This window comes from Corynebacterium sp. HMSC30G07 (genome assembly GCF_001806945.1).
GTDB classification, from domain to species: Bacteria; Actinomycetota; Actinomycetes; order Mycobacteriales; family Mycobacteriaceae; genus Corynebacterium; species Corynebacterium riegelii.
Window position 1 is genome coordinate 16,263 of sequence record NZ_KV786461.1, and the last position, 12,967, is coordinate 29,229.

Below are 12,967 nucleotides of genomic sequence, written 5' to 3' on the forward strand. Positions count from 1 at the left end.
TTGTTGTCTCTCTCCTTGTGCCTGCTACGCCTGTTATGCCTGAACGCCGAACGGGATGGTGAAACGCACGTCACCCTCAACCATGTCGCGCATATCCGTCAGACCATTGCGGAACTGCAGCGTGCGCTCCAAACCCATGCCAAACGCAAAACCCGTGTACTCCTCCGGATCCACACCCACAGCACGCAAGACGTTCGGATTGACCATGCCGCAGCCACCCCACTCAATCCAGCCGGCGCCGCCCTTCTTGTTAGGGAACCACACGTCAACCTCAGCGGAAGGCTCCGTGAACGGGAAGTAATTGGTACGCATGCGCGTCTTGGTCTCCGGACCGAACAGTGTTTTCGCCAGGTGATCCAGCGTGCCCTTCAGGTGAGCCATGGTCAGGCCCTTATCCACCGCCAAGCCCTCAACCTGGTGGAACACCGGCGTGTGGGTGGCATCCAGCTCATCGGTACGGAACACGCGGCCCGGACACGCGATGTAGATCGGCACATCACGCTCAAGCATCGTGCGCACCTGCACCGGAGACGTGTGCGTACGCATGACCTGCTTGGAACCCTCCTCACCGATGTAGAAGGTGTCCTGCAGGGTACGCGCCGGGTGATCCGGGATGAAGTTCAACGCGTCGAAGTTGAAGTACTCCGCCTCCACCTCAGGGCCTTCCGCAACCTCCCAGCCCATGCCGATGAAGATGTCCGCGATCTGCTCACTGAGCGTAGTAATTGGGTGCATCGCGCCAGCCTGGGAACGCGCGGTAGGCAGCGTGACGTCCACAGTCTCTTCGCGCAGCTGCTGCTCGCGATACTCAGCCTCACGCAGCTGGTGGAGCTGGGAGTACACCTTCTCAGCGCGGCCGCGTGCCATGTTTACAAACCGGCCGGCGTCCTTACGCTGGTCCTTCGGAATAGAACCCAGCGACTTCCGCGCCTGCATAATTGTCGACTGCTCGCCCAAGTGCTCACGCTTGGCCTCTTCAAGCGCCGCCAGATCCGCGGCCTGTTCGAACGCCGCAATAGCCTCGTCCGCGGCCCGATTCAGGTTCTCCTCGGTCAGTTCAATTTCGGGATTGCCAATGCTCACTGCACACCCGCACCTTTCCACTTCGGCGGCATCACAAAACGTTCACAAGCATACCCGCGGGCATGCCGCTGTCTCTTAGGAGGATAAGTTGTGCCCCACCCCGTACGGTGCGGACTCTGGGCGCACGCCGAATCTCATGCTGCTTGTGTTCATGGGCGTGACAACAATCCCTTTTTAAACCGCCGTAGGACGGTTCAACATATACAGCACCATTTTTGCCGGGCTCAGTGCTTTAACTGCGTGCGGTAGGCGCGTGGTGAAATGTACCAAACCGCCAGGACGCAGTATCACCGTTTTACCGTCGGCCGCAATTTCCAGTTCACCCTCTAAGGCCTGCACAATCACTGGCATCGCAGCGGTGTGTTCTGAAAGTTCCTCCCCTTGATCAAACGAGAACAGCACCACGTTGACCCCCTCGGCACGCAGGATCGTGGTCGATGTGGTCGAGTTTGGGGAGTACTCAACATGCTCCGCCATATTTTCTATGTAACCAAGCATGGCTTCTGGCACGTGGTCGTGTCCGCTCATGAATCCAATTCCCTTCTTCTACACGCTGACATCGGGTTTTCGAGCGATGATAGCGATACCGGTGAGATTGTCTCGATATTCATTAAAGGTTCTACGCATCTCCAGTACACGGTGACGCAAATCCCTGTCCCTCGCTACGTTACGCAAAATCCGCAAAACTCCGCCAAAACCTTCATCTGCAAGATTGCGACGCAATGACAGTAGGGCCATCGGCTCAGTTCCAACCCATTCAAGGTCAAAACCCGCCTCCTCCAACAACCCACACCATTCTCGGCGCGTAAGTGGGCGAGCATTCACGCGGATCGTTTTCGCTAGGCGCTTGCGCAACTGATCAGCAAGTTCTGCATCAATTGTGTCGGGGGTAAGTCCCAGCTCATGGATCGCATACACACCACCCGGCTCCAACAAACGGAACGCTTCAGCAATAATTGCGCGCTTGCCTTTCTCACCTTGCATTGTCAGCATCGCCTCACCAACCACCACCTGGGCAGAATCGCTTTCAAGCCCGGTGGATTCGGCACTAGCGTTGACCACTGTGCCACGCGATCCCACCACGGACTGCACACGTGTCACTGCATCCACATCTTGGTCTACACCGACATAGGATGCGATGTCTCGTTCAAGCATGATGGCGGCAGTTCGCCCCAACCCAGGCGCGAATTCCACCACCCTTTTGTCCTGCAGTTCTGCTGCATCCAACAAACGATTCGTCAGCTTCAAACCACCAGGACGCAAAACGCGCTTCCCAGCTCGAGCGAGCACCCAATGGCCTGCAGCAACGTTGGTCGATCTGTCGCTCTGCGGTAGTGGCGGTTGACTTGTATTCGTTCCCATGAGGCAAACCCTACAGTAGTAGGTTAGGTTTGCCTACCCTTACGTCTATGCGATAGTAATCACTTCTCGCGCAACGCCTTTGCTGACTCCCACAGGCAAATGGACGCCGCCGTCGAAAGGTTCAAAGACTCAGCGGACCCCGCAATGGGAATGGTGACAGTGTCGTCAGCGGCAGCCAGGACGTCTTCCGGCAGTCCGTGGGCCTCGTTGCCAAACAGCCACGCGGTGGGCGTGTTCAAAGCTTCCCCGGGTTCGGCGAGGTTGAGGGCGCCGGTGGGGGTTGTCGCGAGCGTCGATAAGCCTGAAGCCCTGAGTTGCCCGAGGACACGGTGAATGTCACGGTCGCGGGCGACAGGGACATGGAAGAGCGAGCCAGCGGTGGAACGCACCACCTTCGGCGACTCCGGATCAACCGTGTCACCAGCAAAAATCACTGCATCCGCGCCGAGCGCATCCACCAGGCGGATGATCGTGCCCGCGTTGCCCGGGTCATTGGTTTCCACACACACCGCAACAAGGCGAGGCCTGCCCTTGAGAATCTGCGGAATGGTCCACAACACCGGCTTACACACCGCGAAGATGCCAGTGTTGGTCACCGCGTCGGCGAGGTGATCTGCGGCCTTGTCATTAATCGTGTGGGTGAACACATCCATGTAGCCGGCCGTCGTGACAATCTCGGCGAAACGTTCGGCGGCCGCCTGAGTGACAAACAGATCCGTCGCCGCACCCGTCGCCACCGCCGCCTCCACGGCATTCTCCCCCTCCACCAAAAACCTCTTCGCCTTCTTCCTGCCGGCAGCGCGCTTCAACTTCGCGGCGTTAACTACCCGCGGGGTGCGTTCAGTAAAAGGCTGATCAAAGTCAAGGGACATGGCTGTAAAGGATACTGCGTTGGTGCTGGCTTCGGTTCATCTGGGAACCGCGGGCAGGTCTGCGCAGTCTAAAGATGCATGAAGGTTTCTAATGGCATGACGCTAAACCCGCCGCCGAAGCTCTATCCCGCTTCCCAATCACTATCAGAAAGCGAGTACTTATATGCGAATGACCAGTATCTGATTCATACCAGCGACGCGGTACCTGCAGCGGTAGCGAGCCTGGCCCAACGGCATCATCCCAGGCAGGTGCACTACCAAGTGCCTGGCTTACACCGAGCGATCGCCCACCTACTTGCTAACCCATCGTTGAGTGCAACTGGGTTTGCAGCCTTGGCGCTTTACGGGATGAAATACCTCACGGATTATGCCGACACGTACCTGACTGGACCGGCGATATCGAAAAAGAAATCCGCCACGAGTCTGACGCCTGCGCTATTCCGTAGCGAACCAAAGGGAATCTGGCAACTCAGTTACCTTGGCTTGGTTTTGCAGGCAGCTCCACCCGCGGTGGCATTGTGTCAGGCGCTGACGCAGGTGCGTTCTGGGGAGGTTCGCTGGCCCATCGTCGAGGTGCCTGGATTGTCTGCAGAGTTCGTTCGTGCTGTCCAGCTTGTAGACGCCGCACGACACTTCATCAAGGTCGACCCCATCGATCTTCTGCGCGCAAGCCGCCAACGCATTAGCCTGCCGTGGCTCGTGGATGTCCTTACTGCCTCTTCCCCGCTCGCAGAATCTCCGAAGGAAACCGAAATGCGCCTTCTCGCGCTCGATGTTGCCAGCAGGTTTCATCTAGATCTTCGAGAGCAACTTTTGCTTACCGACGCCCACGGCAAGCCAATCACCCGCTTCGACCTAGCCCTGCCCCAACTCAAGATTGGCCTCATGTATGACGGCGCACATCACTGGGAACACGAGCGGCGTCACAAAGACACCGCGATCAACTTAGAGTCTGCAGCCTTGGGTTGGCAGGTGTTGAGGTTTTCGTCGGCAACTCTCTGGGTTCTCGTGGAAAAACTCACGCAGATAGTCGCTGCCAAGATGTAGGCAGTGACGGCGACTGAAAACAAATGCGAAATCTTTCAGCGTCCTGCGGTTTCTTAGTCACATCCGTAACAAATCAAAATGTTTGCAATGAGGCTGGTGTGACTGGCGTGAATGCGCCGGTCAGGGGGTTGCGCAAGGACACACGGGCTGGCTGCGAGCGGAGACTCCGCCGAAAGCCAACGGCGGCCACGAAAACACCCCTGGAAAACGCAAAAGACGCGCCGGCCGAAGAATGGCGCGCGGCGCGTCGTTAAGCGGAAGGCTCCTAGGCAGCCTCAACCGGAGCGTTGACGTCCTCCGGGAGAGCGTTCTTCGCAACCTCGCAAAGAGCGGAGAACGCTGCGAAGTCATTCACAGCCAGCTCGGCGAGGATCTTGCGGTCCACCTCAACCTCGGCCAACTTCAGGCCGTGGATGAGACGGTTGTAGGTAATGTCGTTCATACGAGCTGCAGCGTTGATGCGCTGGATCCACAGCTTGCGGAACTCGCTCTTGCGCTTGCGGCGATCGCGGTACGCGTAGGTCTGGGAGTGCAGCCACTGCTCCTTCGCCTTGCGGTACAGGCGGGAGCGCTGGCCACGGTAGCCCTTCGCGGACTTCAGAATCGCGCGGCGCTTCTTCTTAGCATTGACTGAACGCTTAACACGTGCCATGAGTCATACTTCCTTGTCTTAATTCGTGGGGTAGATGGAAACAGGCAGTGCTTAGGACATGCCGAGGAGGCGCTTCATGCGCTTAACGTCAGCCGGTGCAACGTCCGTGGTGCCGGACAGCTTGCGGCGACGCTTCGAGGACAGCTTCTCGTTGAGGTGGCGCTTACCAGCCTGCTCACGGCGCAGCTTGCCTTTGCCATTAACCTTGATGCGCTTTGCGGTGCCCTTGTGGGTCTTCTGCTTCATGGTAAAAGCCCTTCAGATTGTGATCGTGCTACTTCTTGCCCTTGCGAGCCGGCCCGAAGACCATGGTCATGTTGCGGCCGTCCTGCTTGGGGCGGGACTCCACCACGCCAAGTTCTCCGATGTCGTCGGCGAGACGCTCAAGGAGGCGGTACCCCAGCTCCGGACGCGACTGCTCGCGGCCACGGAACATGATGGTCACCTTGACCTTGTTGCCCTTCTCCAGGAAGCGTTCAACGTTGGCCTTTTTGGTCTGGTAGTCGTGCTCATCGATCTTGGGGCGGAACTTCTGTTCCTTGACCACGGTCTGCTGCTGGTTCTTGCGGGCCTCGCGAGCCTTCTGATCCTGCTCGTACTTGAATTTGCCGTAGTCCATGATCTTGCACACGGGCGGCTTGGCGTTCGGTGCAACCTCAACCAGGTCGAGGTCGGCTTCGTAGGCCAACTTGCGGGCGTCATCCGTGCGGACGATGCCTACCTGCTCGCCGGACGGGCCGACGAGACGAACCTCGGGGACCCGGATCCGTTCATTAATACGAGCTTCAGCGCTGATGAGAACACTCCTTATTAAAAGGTTTAACGTTGTCGCTACCACTGCTACAGGTGGTGTGTTCCCACAAAAAATCCCCGCTCGTGCTGGTGCACGGCGGGAGTTCTCCTCATCAGACACGTCACCCCAAGGTGTAGTGCCCTACCGAGACCCGTATCCTTCCGGCATGTAATGCTGGCGGCTTGGGGTGGGAGTAACTCCACTTGCAGCCCAGGCACCTGGAGGAGGCGCTTTGGGCGGTAGTGCCATAGACACTAACACTTCCCTGCCCCATCACCAAATCACCACACGCCGTCATTGTCACAATCGGATAAATTTGCGCGTCGGGGAAACCTTTTGGCCCCAAAACCAGTCTAAGAATATAGACAGCTATTTAGGAGGCCCCATCATGTCGCACCCCCGAGAGCAGATCATTGACGACGTTCGGCGTCAACTCAATGAGCTTCGCCAAAGCACCGCACATTCGCAGATGCTTATCGACGCCATCACGTCCAACCTCAACCAACTGACCTCATCCCCCGCTGCCGCGCCGCAACCGGCAGCGCAGCCAATGCCGCAACCGGTGCCGCAGATGACGCCAGCTCCGCCACAACCGGCACCGATAGTTCAACAACAGCCGCCGCAGAAGCCCTCCTTGCTGCAGCGTGTTTCGGCGTCCGTGCACGAACGGCCGCAGCTTTCTACGGAGCAGCGGATTATGCGCTGGGCGGCGATTATCGGGTCAGTTATCACCTTTGTTGGCGCATGCCTCGGCATTGCGCTGGCGATCCAGTCCGGACTTTTGGGCCCGGTCGGCCGTGCGGTGGGTGCTGCGCTTCTTGCCGTGATCCTACTTGGTATCGGCATCTGGCTCGATGTGCGCAAAGGCACCAATGCTGGCGTGATGGCGCTGTACGTGACGTCGTTTTTGATCCTTGCGCTGGATCTTTTCTATGTCGGCATGGTGCAGAACTGGGTGTTGCCTGATGCGGTCGTCCTCGCGTTCATCCTGTTGTGGACTGGGTATCTCGCCCTGGCTAAGTGGCGCAACAACCTGCGCCTGGTTGTTGCCATGTGCATCATCCTTGTTTTCTACTCAGGCACGCTGATTACGAAGTACGCCTTCGCCAATGCTCTTGTCCTCGTGCCACCGGTTTTGGTGGTCTTGATGACGTGGTGGATGTGCAGGCAGGCGTCGCCACGCATGCTCACTATCGTGCGCACGGTGGCTGGGCTGCTGCTTGCGTGGCAGACGTGGCTGGTCATGGTGCTTGGAGACTTCATCTCCGGCCCTTACACAGAGGCAGAGCTCATCAACGCTGCGGTTGTCATCCCGCTCGTCGGGGTCGTTCTGCTGGTCGTGGGCGAGCTGTTCCTTAGGCCGTATCCGGCAACTCCACGCATGACAGTTGCCGCGGGCGTTGTGGCACCCGCACTCGTGTTGTTGCTGTCGCACATGATGCTTGAAGACGTCGCCCGGTGGATCCTCGTAGCCGTCGCAATTGCCGTCACGTGTCTGGTCACGGTCGTCGGCCGCGGCAGACCAGGCACTCAACAGGCCAACCACGCAGCCAACCAACCAGCCAACTCTTGGCTGATTACCGGCTGGTTCATGGTGCTGCCCTTTACATTCCTGCCGCTGTTTCTCATCTACCACGACGCGTACAACCTCAGCCCCTGGACATCGTGGGTTCCTAGGCTCACCCTCCTTGTAATGGCCAGTGCCGTGGTGTTCCTCACCACGAGGCTGCCGGTGCGCACAGTCCCAGTGCTCGCCGCTTGGGCAATCATGGTGTTGGCTGGCGTGTGGGACGCGTTGTTTACAGCACTCAATCCACTGCTTCCACTGTTGGCGGCACCGCAGTATTTGGCGATGGGTGTCGCGCTGGCAGTCCTGCTCGTCGTTTGCATTGCACTACCGGGGCTCCGGCAGGGCCTTTCGGGCACAGCACGCAAAGCATTTGCAGCTTACGGCCTACTCCTGGAGATGGTGGCTGTAGTGACCATCACTCAGTCAATTGGAGAGCTCATCAGCCCGAGTACCTACAACTCGACAACGCACAACTACGAAGGCCACGAGGGCGCCTTCTACGTCGGCCACATGATCGTGTCCATCTCGTGGATGGCGCTCGCGGCGTGGCTTTTGGTCAAACGCGCCAGCAACCGCGCCCACAACATGGATGCTAAGAGCGAGCGCACCGCTGGCCTGATCATTGCGATTGTGGCTACGGCGAAACTGGTCCTCTTCGACATGGCGGCACTCGACGGCATTCCACGCGTGCTCACGTTTATCGTGTCTGGCCTCCTGCTTATCGCCGTCGCGGCGAAGGGCGCGCAGCGCAAGCAAGAGCCCGGGGAGCAAGAGCCCGGTGAGCAACAGCCGCAGCTACAACTACAGCCGCAGCTACACCAGAGGCCGGAGGAATTCGCCGGTAAATGACCCTTCCACCTGAGCCACGTCCTCCGGCGTGCCCTGGGCAACCACGGTGCCGCCGCCGGAGCCACCTTCAGGACCCATGTCCACAATCCAGTCTGCGGACTTGATTACGTCAAGGTTGTGCTCAATCACAAGCACCGTGTTGCCCTTATCCACAAGGCCGTTGAGCACCAGCATGAGTTTGCGGATGTCTTCGAAGTGGAGGCCAGTGGTCGGCTCGTCGAGGATGTAAATCGTACGGCCGTTGGAGCGCTTCTGCAGCTCGGCGGCCAGCTTCACGCGCTGGGCCTCGCCGCCGGAGAGCGTGGTGGCGCTTTGGCCGAGGCGGACGTAGCCCAAGCCGACGTCTACAAGCGTCTGCAAATAGCGGTGAATGGACGTGATCGGCTCGAAGAACTCGGTCGCCTCAGAGATCGGCATGTCCAGCACTTCTGCGATGTTCTTGCCCTTGTAGCGCACCTCAAGGGTTTCGCGGTTGTAGCGTGCGCCGCCGCAGACCTCGCAAGGCACGTAAACATCGGGCAGGAAGTTCATCTCGATTTTGATGGTGCCGTCACCACGACACGCCTCACAGCGCCCGCCCTTGACGTTGAAGGAGAAGCGCCCCGGCTTGTAGCCGCGCACCTTGGACTCCTGCGTTTCCGCAAACAGGGTACGGATCTTGTCAAACACGCCCGTGTAGGTTGCCGGGTTTGAGCGCGGCGTGCGCCCGATCGGGCTCTGGTCCACCTGCACTAGCTTGTCCAGGTGTTCAAGGCCTTCGACCTTCTTCACGCGCCCCGGCACCTGGCGTGCGCCGTTGAGCTGGTTCTGCAGCGTCTTCGCCAGAATCTGGTTGACCAGGGTTGACTTGCCGGAGCCGGACACGCCGGTCACCGCCACCAGCACACCTAGCGGAAGATCCACAGTCACGTTGTCCAGGTTGTTCTCGCGCGCACCGATGACCTTGAGCATTCTTTGCTTATCCACGGCGCGCCGCTGAGCAGGCACCTCAATTTTCTTGCGACCGCTCAGGTAGTCACCTGTAATCGAGTCCTTCGCCTTCTTAATGCCTTCCGGCGCGCCTTGGTAGACCACTTCGCCGCCGTACTCGCCGGCGCGCGGGCCGATGTCGATGAGCCAGTCGGCCTCGCGGATCGTGTCCTCATCGTGCTCGACCACAACAAGCGTGTTGCCTAAGTCGCGCAGCTTCTTCAGCGTCTTAATCAGGCGCTGGTTGTCGCGCTGGTGCAGGCCAATGGAGGGCTCATCCAGCACGTAGAGCACACCAGCCAGGCCGGAGCCGATCTGCGTGGCAAGGCGAATGCGCTGCGCCTCACCACCGGAAAGCGTTCCGGCGGAGCGGGACAGGGTGAGGTAGTTCAGGCCAACGTCGATAAGAAAGTGCAAACGCGCCTGAATCTCGCGCAGCACGGCACCTGCAATCATTTCCTCGCGGTAGCCCAGGACGAGGTTGTCCAGGTACTGCGAGGCGTCCTCAATCGAAAGCTCGGTCAAGCCCGCGATGGATTTCTCGCCATGCGTGGTGGAGGCAAGCCGCACCGCCAGGATCTCCGGCTTCAGACGGGTGCCTTCACAGGTTGGGCACGGCACCTCACGGGTGTAGGCCAGCAAGCGGTCCTTCTGCGTGTCTGTCTCGGCCTGCTCCATCTTGCGCTCGATGTAGCCCACCACACCCTCGTAGGCAGCGGTGTAGGAACGCTGGCGGCCGTAACGGTTCTTGTAGCGAACGTTCACCTTGGTTGGAGAGCCATGCACTAGGTGTTTCTGCTGCGTCTTGGTCAACGAGCTCAGCGGCGCGTGCGCATCAAAGCCCTCTTCCTTCGCCAATGCCTCAATCAGTTTGGTGAAGTACCCTTTGTTCGGGCTGGAGTTCCAGATCTGGAACGCATCCACCGCCGGCGCATCCGGGTCCGGAATCACCAGGTCAATGTCCACTTCCTTACGCACGCCAAGACCGTCGCACACCGGGCAGGCACCGAAAGGTGAGTTGAAGGAGAACGCGCGCGGCTCATATTCCTCCACGTGCAGCTTGTGGCCGTTCGGGCAGGCCATCTTCTCCGAGAAGATCTGCACGCGGTCCGGATCGTCCGCATCCAGGTCAACAAAGTCGAAGCCTACAAGCCCTTCTGCCAGCTTCAGCGCTGTTTCCACAGAATCAGTCAGGCGCTGCTTCTGGCTGGCTTTGACGGTGAGGCGGTCCACCACTACGTCAATAGTGTGCTTGATCTGCTTTTCCAGCTTCGGCGGGTCCGACAGCTGGTAGGTCTCACCGTCCACGTTCACGCGCGAGTAACCCTGCGCAGCTAGGTCCGCGAACAGGTCCTGGAACTCACCCTTGCGCTTGCGCACTACCGGGGCGAGCACCTGGAACTTGGTGCGCTCCTCCAGAGCAAGGATCTGGTCCACGATCTGCTGCGGCGTTTGCCGCTCAATCACCGCGTCACACACCGGGCAGTGCGGGGTGCCGGCGCGCGCGTAGAGCAGACGCAAATAGTCATAGATCTCGGTGATCGTGCCCACGGTGGAGCGCGGGTTGCGGTTGGTGGATTTCTGGTCAATAGACACAGCCGGGCTCAAACCGTCGATGTAATCCACATCAGGTTTGTCCATCTGGCCGAGGAACATGCGCGCGTATGAGGACAGTGACTCCACGTAGCGCCGCTGACCTTCCGCGAAGATCGTGTCAAACGCTAGCGAGGACTTTCCCGAGCCGGACAGTCCAGTAAAGACCGTCATCTTGTCTCGGGGCAGCTCAATGTCAATGCCCTTGAGGTTGTGTTGGCGCGCGCCGCGCACTGTCAGCTTTTCAGCCACGTGTGTCCTTTATCTTTCAGAGTCCGTACCCCCTGAACCTACCAACTTCTCCCGGCTAGAAACTATTCCGAGCAGCTACGCTGGCAGCTATGCAACTCCACCAGATTTCTGTTTCCAGCATGGATAACAACTGCTACCTCTTGGCTTCCGAGGGGCAGGGTTTGCTTATCGACGCTGCCGATAACCCCCAAGCCCTGCTCACCATGGCCCAAGACGCAGGTGTGCGTATTACGGATGTGTTGACTACGCACCGTCACCACGATCACGTCCGCGCTTTAGAGGCGGTGCTGGCGGAGACGGGGGCAACCCACTGGGCGTCGCACTTGGACGCCCCAGCACTGCCAGCGCCCGTGGATAAGGAGTTGGATGACGGCGACTACATCGAGTTCGCTGGCCACCGCATCCCGGTAGCCATTTTGCGCGGACACACCCCGGGTGGGGTTGCCATTGCAGTGGAGATTGACGGTGAGATGCACCTCTTTGTGGGTGACTCCGTCTTCCCAGGTGGCCTGGGCAAGACCGCCTCCGAGGGTGACTTTGTGCGACTGTTCAATGACGTCAAGGCCAAGATCTTTGACCGGTTTGAGGACGACGCGATTATCCACCCAGGCCACGGCACCTCCACCACCGTTGGCGCTGAGCGTGGCAGCTTGGATGAATGGTGGCAGCGCCGCTGGTAGCTGTCTACAGTGGGAGGCACACTTTCAACTTTGATCCAATTTTGAACGAAAAGGAATGATGAGAAGATGATCCGCAAGATCGCGCGCCCAATGCTCGCGTCGGTGTTCATCATTGATGGTGCTAAGACCGTCATGAACCCGTCCAGCAACAAGGAGAGCGCTGCAAGCGTGCTTGAGCAGGTGCGTGCCGCAGTGCCGCGCCAGTACCGCTCCTTCCTGCCGCAGGATCCGGAGACCGCAGCACAGATCGTTGGCGGCGTGAAGGCCGGCGCTGGTTCCCTGTTTGCCATTGGCAAGCTGCCGCGCACCGCCGCTGCACTGCTCACCGCAACGTCTGCGGCTTCCCTGGTGGGCCGCAACGCTTTTTGGAACACCGATGATGAGGATGAGAAGCTGCGTCGCCGCGCAGGTGCCCTGACTGATCTGGCACTGACCGGCGGCGTGCTGCTGGCATCGGTGGACACCGCTGGCAAGCCGGACATCAAGTGGCGTGCGCAGAACGCTGCTCGCGTGGCTAAGAAGAATGTCCAGCAGGCACTGCCCACCCAGTCTGAGACTGAGAAGGCGCTGCACAAGGCAAGCAACTGGTTTAGTGACGCTACCGAGCAGGTCGGCGATTACATTGAGGACAACAAGGGCGACTGGGCCAAGGCCGCAAACCGCGCCGGTAGTGCTGCTCAGGACCTCTTCGGCGATGCTCGCAAGCAGACCTCCCACTTCCTGTCCAACGCCAGTGACTGGTTGGAGGACGCAACCGATGAGCTGCAGGACAACTACAAGGACCTGAAGCCGAGCAAGCTGGATCAGTTCAAGGCAAAGCGCAAGGTGAACAACCTTGTGGATGACGCGAAGGGCTGGGCCGAGGACGCATTCGATGAGCTGACCCCGTCCAAGCTGGAGAAGTTCAAAGCAAAGCGCAAGGTCAACTCCGTGGTGAGCGACCTGCAGGCTTCCCTGGATGACTTGGGGCCGTCCACCCTGGATAAGTTCCGTGCTAAGCGCAAGGTAAAGAAGTCTGCTGCCAAGCTGCAGGACAAGGCGCAGGAGGCCGTAGATAGCCTGCAGGACGCATGGGACAACTTGGATGTTGCTCCGTCCTGGCGCCAGAAGCGCAAGTGGAAGAAGCGTGCCAACAAGGCTGAAAAGCAGGCGAAGAAGCTTGTGAAGAAGGCACAGAAGAAGCTGGGCTAGTTCCCCGCTTCCCTTGGCCTGACGCAACGAGCGGCCCCGCCCCGGAATATTCCG

At 59.3% G+C, this 12,967-nt stretch carries 12 protein-coding genes; 4 read left to right on the forward strand and 8 right to left on the reverse strand.

Annotated elements, in window-relative coordinates; all coding sequences use genetic code 11:
• Positions 1-33: 33 nt before the first annotated feature.
• The 4 genes from pheS to HMPREF3104_RS05310 form a co-directional block, all read right to left on the reverse strand.
• The gene (gene pheS / locus HMPREF3104_RS05295; RefSeq protein ID WP_198147782.1) at positions 34-1,083 is read right to left on the reverse strand and encodes a phenylalanine--tRNA ligase subunit alpha; all 1,050 of its coding nucleotides are present in this window, start codon (positions 1,081-1,083) and stop codon (positions 34-36) included.
• A gap of 174 nt (positions 1,084-1,257) precedes the next feature.
• The gene (locus HMPREF3104_RS05300) at positions 1,258-1,611 is read right to left on the reverse strand and encodes a cupin domain-containing protein (protein WP_070494699.1); all 354 of its coding nucleotides are present in this window, start codon (positions 1,609-1,611) and stop codon (positions 1,258-1,260) included.
• Positions 1,612-1,629: 18 nt separating this feature from the next.
• Positions 1,630-2,445, reverse strand: coding sequence for a class I SAM-dependent methyltransferase (locus tag HMPREF3104_RS05305; RefSeq protein WP_070494700.1), 816 nt, complete (start codon positions 2,443-2,445; stop codon positions 1,630-1,632).
• Between the two features lie 59 nt (positions 2,446-2,504).
• Entirely contained in the window at positions 2,505-3,317 is an 813-nt protein-coding gene (locus HMPREF3104_RS05310) for a TrmH family RNA methyltransferase (protein WP_070494701.1), read from the reverse strand.
• Positions 3,318-3,395: 78 nt separating this feature from the next.
• On the opposite strand from HMPREF3104_RS05310, the gene HMPREF3104_RS05315 reads away from it, so the two are divergent.
• Complete coding sequence (locus tag HMPREF3104_RS05315; RefSeq protein ID WP_141738142.1) at positions 3,396-4,364, forward strand: hypothetical protein; 969 nt, start codon at positions 3,396-3,398, stop codon at positions 4,362-4,364.
• Between the two features lie 265 nt (positions 4,365-4,629).
• Here the strand turns inward: HMPREF3104_RS05315 and rplT are convergent, their stop codons facing one another.
• Genes rplT through infC form a run of 3 tightly spaced genes read right to left on the reverse strand, consistent with a single transcriptional unit; the run spans position 4,630 to position 5,854 of the window.
• On the reverse strand, positions 4,630-5,016 hold the full coding sequence (gene rplT, locus HMPREF3104_RS05320) for a 50S ribosomal protein L20 (RefSeq protein ID WP_052204456.1): 387 nt from the start codon (positions 5,014-5,016) through the stop codon (positions 4,630-4,632).
• 51 nt (positions 5,017-5,067) lie between these two features.
• Positions 5,068-5,262: a 50S ribosomal protein L35 gene (rpmI, locus tag HMPREF3104_RS05325; RefSeq protein ID WP_052204458.1), complete on the reverse strand. Its 195-nt coding sequence runs from the start codon at positions 5,260-5,262 to the stop codon at positions 5,068-5,070.
• A gap of 28 nt (positions 5,263-5,290) precedes the next feature.
• Positions 5,291-5,854 carry a translation initiation factor IF-3 gene (infC, locus tag HMPREF3104_RS05330; RefSeq protein ID WP_083278946.1) on the reverse strand — a complete coding sequence of 188 codons (564 nt, stop codon included), beginning with the start codon at positions 5,852-5,854 and terminating at the stop codon, positions 5,291-5,293.
• Between the two features lie 343 nt (positions 5,855-6,197).
• Here infC and HMPREF3104_RS05335 point away from each other — a divergent pair, with 343 nt between their 5' ends.
• Positions 6,198-8,228 carry a DUF2339 domain-containing protein gene (locus tag HMPREF3104_RS05335; RefSeq protein WP_070494703.1) on the forward strand — a complete coding sequence of 677 codons (2,031 nt, stop codon included), beginning with the start codon at positions 6,198-6,200 and terminating at the stop codon, positions 8,226-8,228.
• On the opposite strand, the gene uvrA is transcribed toward HMPREF3104_RS05335, so the two are convergent.
• A complete protein-coding gene (gene uvrA, locus HMPREF3104_RS05340; RefSeq protein ID WP_070494704.1) occupies positions 8,193-11,042 on the reverse strand; it encodes an excinuclease ABC subunit UvrA in 2,850 nt (949 codons plus the stop codon). The two genes, HMPREF3104_RS05335 and uvrA, sit on opposite strands and share 36 nt — an antisense overlap.
• An 89-nt stretch (positions 11,043-11,131) precedes the next feature.
• Here uvrA and HMPREF3104_RS05345 point away from each other — a divergent pair, with 89 nt between their 5' ends.
• Positions 11,132-11,722 carry an MBL fold metallo-hydrolase gene (locus HMPREF3104_RS05345; RefSeq protein WP_052204465.1) on the forward strand — a complete coding sequence of 197 codons (591 nt, stop codon included), beginning with the start codon at positions 11,132-11,134 and terminating at the stop codon, positions 11,720-11,722.
• 66 nt (positions 11,723-11,788) lie between these two features.
• The gene (locus HMPREF3104_RS05350) at positions 11,789-12,913 is read left to right on the forward strand and encodes a DoxX family membrane protein (RefSeq protein ID WP_052204467.1); all 1,125 of its coding nucleotides are present in this window, start codon (positions 11,789-11,791) and stop codon (positions 12,911-12,913) included.
• Positions 12,914-12,967: the final 54 nt, after the last annotated feature.